This is a genomic window from Actinocrinis sp. (assembly GCF_035946395.1).
Taxonomy (GTDB): domain Bacteria; phylum Actinomycetota; class Actinomycetes; order Streptomycetales; family Catenulisporaceae; genus Actinocrinis.
The window spans coordinates 1-9687 of record NZ_DASYZI010000276.1; the positions used below are offsets into that span (position 1 = coordinate 1).

9 protein-coding genes and 1 pseudogene are annotated in these 9687 nt (G+C 67.4%); 5 read left to right on the plus strand and 5 right to left on the minus strand.

The genetic code is table 11. The annotated features are described in order from the left end of the window. The first annotated feature begins 300 nt into the window (after window positions 1-300). Entirely contained in the window at window positions 301-1485 is a 1185-nt protein-coding gene (locus VGS97_RS16845; protein WP_326854499.1) for a hypothetical protein, read from the plus strand. A gap of 550 nt (window positions 1486-2035) precedes the next feature. Here the strand turns inward: VGS97_RS16845 and VGS97_RS16850 are convergent. From VGS97_RS16850 to macS, 4 genes are all read right to left on the minus strand, one after another. Next, complete coding sequence (locus VGS97_RS16850; RefSeq protein WP_326854500.1) at window positions 2036-2317, minus strand: hypothetical protein; 282 nt, start codon at window positions 2315-2317, stop codon at window positions 2036-2038. Window positions 2318-2348: 31 nt separating this feature from the next. Beyond that, window positions 2349-3668, minus strand: a complete 1320-nt coding sequence (locus VGS97_RS16855) for a hypothetical protein (protein WP_326854501.1) — start codon at window positions 3666-3668, stop codon at window positions 2349-2351. Between the two features lie 175 nt (window positions 3669-3843). Then, window positions 3844-4527, minus strand: a complete 684-nt coding sequence (locus VGS97_RS16860) for a response regulator transcription factor (protein ID WP_326854502.1) — start codon at window positions 4525-4527, stop codon at window positions 3844-3846. 66 nt (window positions 4528-4593) lie between these two features. Continuing rightward, window positions 4594-5742 carry a MacS family sensor histidine kinase gene (gene macS, locus VGS97_RS16865; RefSeq protein ID WP_326854503.1) on the minus strand — a complete coding sequence of 383 codons (1149 nt, stop codon included), beginning with the start codon at window positions 5740-5742 and terminating at the stop codon, window positions 4594-4596. Between the two features lie 199 nt (window positions 5743-5941). Here macS and VGS97_RS16870 point away from each other — a divergent pair, with 199 nt between their 5' ends. From VGS97_RS16870 to VGS97_RS16880, 3 genes are all read left to right on the plus strand, one after another. Then, complete coding sequence (locus VGS97_RS16870; protein WP_326854504.1) at window positions 5942-6100, plus strand: hypothetical protein; 159 nt, start codon at window positions 5942-5944, stop codon at window positions 6098-6100. 50 nt (window positions 6101-6150) lie between these two features. Continuing rightward, window positions 6151-7146, plus strand: coding sequence for a UbiA family prenyltransferase (locus tag VGS97_RS16875; protein ID WP_326854505.1), 996 nt, complete (start codon window positions 6151-6153; stop codon window positions 7144-7146). 118 nt (window positions 7147-7264) lie between these two features. Further along, on the plus strand, window positions 7265-7729 hold the full coding sequence (locus VGS97_RS16880) for a pyridoxamine 5'-phosphate oxidase family protein (RefSeq protein WP_326854506.1): 465 nt from the start codon (window positions 7265-7267) through the stop codon (window positions 7727-7729). A gap of 54 nt (window positions 7730-7783) precedes the next feature. Here the strand turns inward: VGS97_RS16880 and VGS97_RS16885 are convergent, their stop codons facing one another. Then, window positions 7784-9040, minus strand: a complete 1257-nt coding sequence (locus tag VGS97_RS16885) for an MFS transporter (RefSeq protein WP_326854507.1) — start codon at window positions 9038-9040, stop codon at window positions 7784-7786. A 500-nt stretch (window positions 9041-9540) separates the two neighbouring features. On the opposite strand from VGS97_RS16885, the pseudogene VGS97_RS29605 reads away from it, so the two are divergent. Next, window positions 9541-9687, plus strand: a pseudogene (locus VGS97_RS29605) (MFS transporter); the annotation flags it as partial.

Below are 9687 nucleotides of genomic sequence, written 5' to 3' on the forward strand. Positions count from 1 at the left end.
ATATCGCAGACGGTTACACCCGCCACACGGCACCCTCTGACACGGCGTGTTCCAGGGAAAATGCCGTGTTCTGACCCGTCGGTGGGACGGTTGGCAAAGGATCCGCCACGCGCCTGGATGGCGGCGGTTGCGGCTGTCATCGTGTGCCACGAGCACTGATCGTGCCCGCCTCCGCATGTTCCGCTGCGACCATACCGGTTCACCCACCAGAGGTCTGTCATGCGCCGTTCGCACCGTTCATACCATTCCCACGGTTCCCACGCATCCCACCGGCCGTTGCGCATCCTCCTCACCCTTACGATGATCGCGACGCTCGGCACCGCCGGCGTCGCCGCGGTCGCGAGCCCGGCGCTGGCCGACGGGCCGGGCCAGGGCGCGCCGTGGGTCGTCAGCCTCGGCGACTCCTACATCTCCGGGGAGGCCGGACGCTGGGCCGGCAACACCAACAACGGCGAGAGCCTCATCGACGCCCTCGGCCCGACCGCCTACTACGACAATCCGACGAACACCGCCGAACTGATCAACCGCTGCCATCGCTCCGCGTCGGCCGAGATCTACCTGGGCGGCGGGGTCAGCGGCGAGAACCTGGCCTGCTCCGGCGCCACCACCAGCACCTACACCGACTCCTCCGGGAACTTCAAGCCGGGCCTCGACTTCTACAGCGACTCCTCGGGCAACCAGGGCCAAGCGCTGATGCTCCAGAACTTCGCCGCCACGCACAACGTGACGATGGTCGCGGTGTCGATCGGCGGCAACAACTACAACTTCGGCTCCATCGTGCAGGACTGCGTCGAGGACTTCCTGTTCACGCCGTCGTGGTGGCCGGACTATTGCAGCACCGACTCCTCGGTGACCAGCAACTTCACCTCGTCGAACATCGCGGCGCAGACCGCGGCGATCAAGACCGCGCTGCTCAACGTGCACCAGGCCATGGCCAACGACGGATACGCGGACTCCGCCTACACGATCCTGGTACAGGACTACCCCTCGCCCCTGCCGCCCGGATCCGGGTTCCGGTACTCGCAGTCCGGCTACACCCGCCAGTCCACCGGCGGCTGCGGCTTCTGGAACACGGACGCGAACTGGGCCAACAGCTACGCGCTGCCCACCATCGACAACTCGGAGTTCAACGCGGCCTCGCAAACCGGTCTGGGCAACATCCGCACCCTGGACATCTCCTCCGCCTTCAACGGCCACCGGCTGTGCGAGAACACGGTGGGCCTGCTGGAGGAGGAGGGCTTGTCCAGCTGGACCGACCCGGGCGCGGTGGACGTAAGCGAGTGGATCAACCAGATCCGCACCGTCTCCACCATCAACAGCGACTACTACATCCAGGAGTCGCTGCACCCTGACTACTGGGGCCAGTTGGCGCTGCGCGACTGCCTGCGCCAGGCGTACAACAACGGCGCGGCGCTCAGCGGAACCTGCACCATCGCCGGAACCGGGCTGAACGCACAAGGCGAACCAGTCATGTCCCTGCACTGAGACTGGTACTGGTACGGGTAGACACCGACGCGCCACAGCTTGCCGTGACAGTTTCTTTAGGTGACAAGACTTTGCCCCGGCCTATCAGGTCGGGGCAAAGTTCAGGTGGATTTGGGCACGGATGTGGTACGGCCTTGTAACCAGGTCCGCCGGTGATCGTTCCGTAGCCGTCGTTACTCAGGCCAGTCTGTGTATCACTCGTCCAGAGGTGATCGGCGGTCCCGAGCGAAGTGACGTCGCTGATGACGAGGGTGTCGGCTTGGTCTCGGGCAAGTCGACGATGTCGGTCAGCAGCCAGGCATATGCGCTGTGAGCGCTCTGAGTCGCGATGCTGGAAGTGGTGGACGACCGGGGCACGCTCAGGGCGACAGCGCGCCGCCGAGGCCGCTGCCGCCGCCGAGGCCGAGGGTAGATGCATCCAACGTGCCGTTCTTGGACGCCGAAGTCACCCTGACGCTGGCCCTGGCGCTCTTGAATTCGGTGATTGAGCAGGCGGCGCAGGAGCCTGTCGAGACGCTGGCATCAGCAGCCTGATATAAGATGTGGCGGGTTACTTCTCCTGGAGGACCACCTGGCGGTAGAACTCGCCCAGCTGCTGCTCCTCGAACTTCTCGGGGCCGTAGCCGCTGGCCTGGAACCAGCCGCGGCTCGCCTCCAGGTCGTCCTGTAGTGCGCAGGCCAGCCCGAGATTCCAGGCCGTCTCCCGCCTGAGCGCCTCGTCCTCGGCCACCTCGGGCGACTGGTACACCTTGTAGAAGAGCTGCGACGCGGTGGCGTAATCGTCACCCTTGAACGCCTCGTACGCACTCTTCAGGTCCTCTTCCGCCGACATCCGGCGCCTCCTTCCGGTTCGAGTCCTGCTCTCAGTTGAACTCGATCAACTCGGCACCCTTGGGCGCGTGGTCCTTCGCCATGTCGTCGAAGACCTTGCGCTGGGCATCCTCCAGTTCCTTGATCTGCTGCTGGAGCCGCGCGATCTTGGCGGACGCGCTGACATAGACCTCGTCGTCGGGGCCCCTGGCGGCCGACGCCGAAAGCTTCTTCGCCTCCTCGGACAGCTCGTTGCCCAGTTCCCTGATGCTCACCTTGAGCTCGTGCGTCTGCTCCTCCTTCGCGGAGTAGCTCTCCCTCGTGTGGAACTGGACCTCGACCGTCTCCCGCTCCTCGCCGACGGTGACCAGCCACTTCGAGTTGATCCCGCGGTATCCGCTCCCCGTCCCCGGGGCCTGCTTCCAGAAGTTCTTGAACTGGGTGTTCTCCCACCTCCTGCTTCTGAAGAACTCGACGAACTGGCTCACGCCCTCCGTATAGGCGTCCCTGTCCAGGTCTATCGTGTAGCGCACCCCGTCGGTGGTGCCCTCGACCGCCCTGATCAGCGCGCTGGCGATGTTCCCGGTTTCCTTCATCGTGTCCTCGATCGCCTTGGAGACGAGCGACGACGCGCCCTTCATCGAGAACTCCTCGCCGAAGAGCCTGGTCTTCGTGATCGCCAGCGCATCCTTGAGCTGCTTGCGCACCGCGGTGTCGACGCGGTACTCCTTGGCCCGCTTGCGCCCGACGGCCGTGTACGCCACGGCGTCCTTCAGCTTCGGGAACTTCGCGATCAGGCCCGCGATATGCGGGCTCGAAGGGTCGTACACGGCGTTGAAGCCGATGGTCGTCTGCGCGGTGTCCTCGATCACGACCGGGCGGCCCTGGTCGTCGATGCCGATGATGGTGCCGAGGTTCTCGTCGGCGCCCATGGCCCGGTCGAAGCCGAACTGCGGCTTCTCGCCGTTCGCGTTCCTCTCGACCCCGCCCTCGCTGTACTTGGTCAGGTCCTCGTTCCAGTAGCGCACCTGCCGCGAGATCTCGATGCCTCCCGAGAAGGTCGCCTTGGCCTGGGTGCGCGGATCCCCGAGGGTCGTGGCGGATTTGTCCATGTCCGCGCCCCAGTGGAAGGTCTGGAACTTCTCCTCGATCTGGTTGATCAGGGCTTCGGAGACGGGCGTGTCCAGGGTCTCGCCAAAGAGATACGCGGTGAACACGTAGTGCTCCTGAGAGCTGCCGTACGCCATGAGGTAGCCAGAGAACCCCTCCAGCAGGCGCAGGACCTCGGTCTCTCCCTTACGCGGAAGCAACTCGCCCAGGGTGCCGATTGCGGGTACGGATCCTGTGATAGGCCAGATTGGGAGTTCCGACATGACCGTGCTCCTCGTATCGCAGACGCGCCGCCGCCAGCGGACACACCCATCGTCGCGATCCTGCTACAGACAGTCGTGCCGCATTGCGCAGACTATGAGGCAGTGCCATGGCGGGCCGCGCGGTTCCGCGCGCAGCGAGGCGGTCGCAGGGACTCAGGGCGCAGGTACGGCCGGCCTACTCGACGAGTCCGTTCTCGATCACGTAGCGGACCAGCTCGACCCGGTTGTGCAGTTGCAGCTTGCCGAGCGTGTTCTGCACGTGGTTCTGCACGGTGCGGTGCGAGAGCACGAGGCGCTGCGCGATCTGCCGGTATGTCAGCCCCTTGGCGACAAGTCGGAGCACCTCGGTCTCCCGCTCGGTCAGCCGGGGAATCTGAGTGTCTTCCTGCGGTGTCGCCGCGAGCCGGCGGAACTCACCGAGGACCAGCGCGGCGAGTCCGGCGGTGAAAACCGCCTCGCCCGCCGCCGTCCTGGCGACCGCGTCGAGGAACTCGGCAGCGCTCGCCGACTTCACCAGGTAGCCGCTCGCGCCCGCCTTGACCGCGTCGAGTACGTCCTGGTGCTCACCGCTCGCGGACAGCACCAGGACACGCAGCGCGGGCAGCACGGCCAGCAGCCCTCTGATCACCTCGACGCCGTTCAGGTCCGGCAGTTGCAGATCGACCACGGCCACGTCCGGACGCGTCGCCGGGGCGGCACGCACGGCCGCGCGCCCCTCGCCGACCGCGGCGACGATGTCGTATCCGACTGCTGCGAGGTCACGTGCGACCGCGTCGCGCCACATCGGGTGATCGTCGACGATCAATACTCTGATGCCCGGTTCGCCGACCGTCGCGTGCCCGCCGCTCGTCGTCGTCATCGTTTCGTCGCCGTCGTCCTCGTCATAGCCGTGATCGTCACGGCCGTAATCGCCGTAATCATCGAATCATCGCCGCGGCACCCGCATCTCCACCTCGGTGCCCTGGCCGGCAGGCGAGCTGATCACGACCGTGCCTCCCAACTCCGTGATCCGCCCCCGGATCGATCGGGCCACGCCGATCCGCCCTGATTCCGCCGCCTCGGCCAGTCGGCCTGGCGCGATGCCGGGCCCGTCGTCTCGGACGGTGACGATCACGCCGTCACCTTCGTCCTCGACCAGCAGCCACGCCGGCGCCTGCGGGCCGACGTGCGTACGGACGTTGTCCAACGCCGCGCCGACGGCGGCTGCCAACTCGTCGGCTACGGCGCCCGGCACCGCGACCGCGGCGGCCGGAGCGGCGACGGTCACCGTGGCGGTAGCGAACCGGCTGAGCACCTCGCGCAGATCCGCAGTACCGGCCGGGCGCACCTCCGTACGCCGGCTGGTACCCGTGCCGATCAGCTGGCGCAACGCGGCCTCCTGTTCGCCGGCCAGCCTTCCGAGTTCGGCCGCCTCACCGCCGAGTTCGGCTCCGCGCCGCTGGACCAGCGCCAGGACCTGGAGCACCGAATCGTGAATGCCGCGGGCCAGACGCTCGCGCTCTCGTGCGGCGGCCGCCTCCTGCGCTCGGGCCTGCGCCTCGTGGCCGAGTTGGGCGATGTGACCGATCGCGATCGCGGCCAGCAGCAGGAGCACGGTCTCGTTGATCCCGGTCAGATCGATCCCGCCCCGTACGATCACGCAGCAGACGCCAACCACGCTCGCCGTGACGGCGCCGCCGCGCCGCCCGGTGCGGATCGCGAAGGCGATGACAGGGCCCGCGATCCACAGCATCGGCAGCGTCACGGTGATGTCGCCGGCAGGCAGCACCCAGCGGGTGAGCAGCAGGCAGCCGATCGTGATCGCGAGGTCGACCCACGGCAACGACCAGTACCGCCGATCGTGGCGGTCGTACGCATACGAGCTGTAGCCGGTCCACAGCATCATGACGAAGAGTCCGGATACCGCAAGCACCGGGTGGGTGAAGTGGCCGAAGCGGAAGGCCGCCAGCACCGACGCGAAAACGAACGCTGCGACACGGAAGATGGTCAGGGCACGCCACAGCGGCGCTTCGTACCCACGGGGACCGCCGTCCAAGGCCAGTGCACGAACGGTCATGCGCAACGGCGACTGCATGGTCCCCTCCCCCGCCACCTGCCCTACACGCGCTGTCATCGGACTTCGGTCGAATTCTCCCATGATCCGAGTAAGTACACCGCCTGCCGGATCTGAGTATGCGTACGGATTTCCCCTGGCTACGGGATCGCGAGACTGAAGTCATGTCACTTCGTACGGCTCGCACGGATCACGTGCACAGTGCCGATTCCGGTCCCGCATGAACGCACCGCGCAAGCGGCCCACGTATCGCTATGAGCGGGCCCTATCCGTCTTCGGCGTCGTCGTGGCGGCCATGATGGCGTTCGCCGGCCTGGCTCTCGTGGGCGTCGGTGTCGTGGTCGCCATCCTCATGTCGAACTACGGGAGCAACAAATGAGTCGACTGCCGACGAGTGGGGCGCTCCAGCGACTGCGGGGGGCCGTTGTGATGGCTAGGCCACCGGTGTTCGTGCTCCTCGCGCTGTACGCGGAACTCGGCTTGGCGCAAGCCGGAGCGCCCAACGCCTACGCATCGCTTCTGAAGATCCTCGTGGTGATCGCCGCCTTCCTGGTCTTCTCCGTAGCCTGCAACGATCTGGCGGACGAGGCGATCGACCGGGTGAACCTGCCCGGCGACCCGCGTCGTCCGCTGGTGACCGGCGCGGTGAGCCGCACGCAGTTGCGTGCGACAGGCTGGACGGCGGGCGGTGCCGCACTCGCGACCAGCGCCCTCCTCGGCTGGGCGCCGCTCGCCATCACCGCCGTCGGGCTCGGCGTAAGCGGTGCTTACTCCATTCGGCCTGTACGCATCGTCGAACGCGGCGTGCTCGCGCCACTGCTGTTGCCGGCGTGCTACGTCGCGGTGCCCTATCTGCTCGGGATCTCGGCAGGGCACCGCGCACCGACCGGGTCGGACCTGGGACTGCTCGGCGGCCTGTATCTCGGTTTCATCGGGCGCATCCTGCTCAAGGACTTCCGCGACGTGCGCGGTGACACGATGTTCGGCAAGCGCACCTTCCTCGTGCGTTACGGCAGACGATGGACGTGCGCGCTGAGCGCTTGCTTCTGGGCGGCGGGAACAGGCATCATCTTGGCGGTTCTGCCTCCAGATTCATCGTTCAAGCACATCGCGTCGTTCAGCATCGTCGTCTGCGCCGTGTTCGCGATCCTGCTGATCGCCGGGCTGGCCGCGCACGACGACCCGCACCGTGACGAGGCAACGATCAGCGCCATCGCGATCCTCGGCCGCGGAATGATCCTTTTGCTGATCACGTACCTGTCGACACTCGACCTCGCCACGGTCGCGTTCATCCGGTTCCTCCTGATGGATCTGCTCGGTTCACTGACCTTGTTCCAGGCGATGTCGATGGCGTATCACGGCCCGCGGCTGAGCTACCTCACGGAAGAGTTCGAACAACTCGAAACCCGTTCACTGGTGTCGTAGGAAGAACTCGATGAACGTCGTGTGCCGAGACCACCACCCCGTAGGCGCGCGGCCACGCCTTCCCGTGTTCCACGGCGGCTGTGACCAGCCTGTCGGTGGCCGGTGCGAGCATAAGACCATGACGGCTTGGCGGGACTTCGAACAGGCGTCGCCGGAATTCGCACGGCGCGTGCGAGCGCTGTTCGACGCCCACAAACACAAGACGATCGCCACGCTGCGAGCCGACGGATCGCCGCGGATCAGCGGGATCGAGGTGGTCTTCGAGGACGGCGAGTTGCTCTTCGGCTCGATGCCGAACGCTCGCAAGGGCGCCGATTTGCATCGGGATCCACGCTTCGCCCTGCACAGCGCCCCGGTCGACCCGATCGACGGGGCCGAGGCGCGGTGGCCGGGCGAGGCGAAGATCTCCGGCCGTGCGATCGTCGCCGGACCGACCACCGAGGGCCCAGAGAGCCCAGAGGGCGAGCGTTTCCGCGTCGAGCTCGCCGAAGTCGTACACACCCACCTCGACGACAAGGCCACGATGCTCGTCATCGAGTGGTGGACGCCCACGCACGGGCTGCGACGCGTCGAGCGCGCGTAGTCACGTTCTGAGCGCGGCGAGATACTTCAGACTTTCCAGCCGGGCCGCGAGCCGTCAGGCACGCAGCGCTCCGGCGGGCAGCCGCGGTGTCACGTAGGTCAGGATCGGGATCGTGAGCAGGACCAAGCCGGCCAGCCCCAGCCACAGCACGCCGTAGCCGATGGCGAGCAGGCCGGTGCAGACCGCGGGCGCCAGCACGTTCGCCGCGCCCCACGAGGTCTGGAACAGCGCGCTGTACCGGCCGGTCAGCCCCTTCGGCGCGGCCTGGTTGGCGGCGGCGATCATCAGCGGCGCGAACAGCGCTTCCGCGAGTACCCCGACGATCGAGGAGGCCAGCACGACCACCACGACCCACGGCTCGGACAGGCCGCGCCCAGGCAGCATCACGGCGAACGCCACGGCGAAGACCACCGCGGACGCCGTGATCACCCGCCAGCGCGCCGCGCGCTCACCGAGGCGCACCGCAGGGTTCTGCGCCACGGCCAGCACCACGTTGCCGACGACGATCGACCCGCCGGGCAGCCACAGCGGACCGTGCAGCACCGACAGCGACACCAGCGGAAGTATGACGACGAAGCTGGACGCCGCGAGCGCCAGCAGCAGCTGCGCCACGCACAGCAGTACGTAGGCACGGTCTTGCAGCACCCTCTTCCACGTCGCAGGCTGCATGGACGCCGCGGCGTCCTGACCGTGATCGGCGGGCGTGGCTTCGAGTCGGCGGGCGACCGGGAAGACGATGGCGGCGGTGACCGCGAAGGTCAGAGCATTGAGGTAAGAGATCGCATGAAGTCCGTGCACGCTCCCGGCGAACGGCGTGGCCAGGGCGGCGCCGACGCCGAGGCCGATGATGCGGATGACGCTCTGCGTCCCGAGCAGGCGGTCGAGCTCGCGGCCGGAGGCGATCCGGCCGAGCAGCGGCGCGTTCGCCGTCCAGAACATGCGGTCGGCCGCCGCCGTGACCATTGCCAGCAGCGCGATCTGCCACGCCGCGTTCACGAACGGGTAGAGCGCGAACGTGACGGTGCGCAGCACGTTGCCCGCGCCGAGGGCGGGCGCACTGCCGCTGCGGTCCACCAGCGTCCCGGTGAACGGACCGAATACGAGCCCGACGATGCCGCCGAGGGTGAGCGCCAGCCCGACCTGCGCCACTGCCAAGTGCTGCGCCCTGGTGAAGAAGATGAGGCCGAACGGCATCCACAGGCCACTGCCCAGCGCATCGATCACGACACCGATCAGATAGAGCCGGGTGCCACGCCGCCGACGGGCCGGTTCTTCGACGGCGTTCTGCCGCCCTGCGCTCTGCGTCCGCATGACACTACTGGTCCGCTCCTGTGTGGGTCGTGAACGGCCGGTGGCCAAGCCGGAAGCCGTCACCTGCGCCGGATGACAGCCCTAACTGATCCCCCGTCAGCTCATGACCCTACTGGCGATCTCGGTTTCGACGGGTTGTTTTCGACAGCACGTATGCCATGAACTGCTGGCTTTGCGGGCCGCACCGGCCGACGCCGGGAAGTCGGCCAGTCGGGGGTTACCGCTCAGGGGCTGCCGCTCGGGAGGTTTTAAGCTCCGGCGGGGCCGGGTAGCCGACCCGCCATGACCGAAAAGATCATCCCGGTACCAGGCGACGTACGGCCGCCCCCGCCCCGGCCGCCCGACCCTGCGTTCCCACCCGAACCGGATCCGGTGCCGCCGTTCCCGATCCCTGATCCAGTCCCCAGTCCGATCCCCGACCCGGTCCCCACACCACCGCCCGGCCCGGCTCCGGCGCCGGGGCCCTTGCCCTCGTGAGCGCGCCGGGCCAGACTGCACCCGTGGAAAAGAAATGGTGGACACTCCTGGCGGTCTGCATCGGGACGTTCATGCTCCTGCTGGACGTCACGATCGTGGTCGTCGCGCTGCCCGACATCCAGCGCGACCTGCACGCGAGCTTCAGCGACGTGCAGTGGGTGGTCGACGCG

Excerpts from the sequence above, each read along its gene's own strand:
- VGS97_RS16845 (WP_326854499.1), top strand. The coding sequence starts at position 301 with ATGATCGCGACGCTCGGCACCGCCGGCGTCGCCGCGGTCGCGAGCCCG.
- VGS97_RS16850 (WP_326854500.1), bottom strand. The coding sequence starts at position 2,317 with ATGTCGGCGGAAGAGGACCTGAAGAGTGCGTACGAGGCGTTCAAGGGT.
- VGS97_RS16855 (WP_326854501.1), bottom strand. The coding sequence starts at position 3,668 with ATGTCGGAACTCCCAATCTGGCCTATCACAGGATCCGTACCCGCAATC.
- VGS97_RS16860 (WP_326854502.1), bottom strand. The coding sequence starts at position 4,527 with ATGACGACGACGAGCGGCGGGCACGCGACGGTCGGCGAACCGGGCATC.
- macS (WP_326854503.1), bottom strand. The coding sequence starts at position 5,742 with ATGCAGTCGCCGTTGCGCATGACCGTTCGTGCACTGGCCTTGGACGGC.
- VGS97_RS16870 (WP_326854504.1), top strand. The coding sequence starts at position 5,942 with ATGAACGCACCGCGCAAGCGGCCCACGTATCGCTATGAGCGGGCCCTA.
- VGS97_RS16875 (WP_326854505.1), top strand. The coding sequence starts at position 6,151 with ATGGCTAGGCCACCGGTGTTCGTGCTCCTCGCGCTGTACGCGGAACTC.
- VGS97_RS16880 (WP_326854506.1), top strand. The coding sequence starts at position 7,265 with ATGACGGCTTGGCGGGACTTCGAACAGGCGTCGCCGGAATTCGCACGG.
- VGS97_RS16885 (WP_326854507.1), bottom strand. The coding sequence starts at position 9,040 with ATGCGGACGCAGAGCGCAGGGCGGCAGAACGCCGTCGAAGAACCGGCC.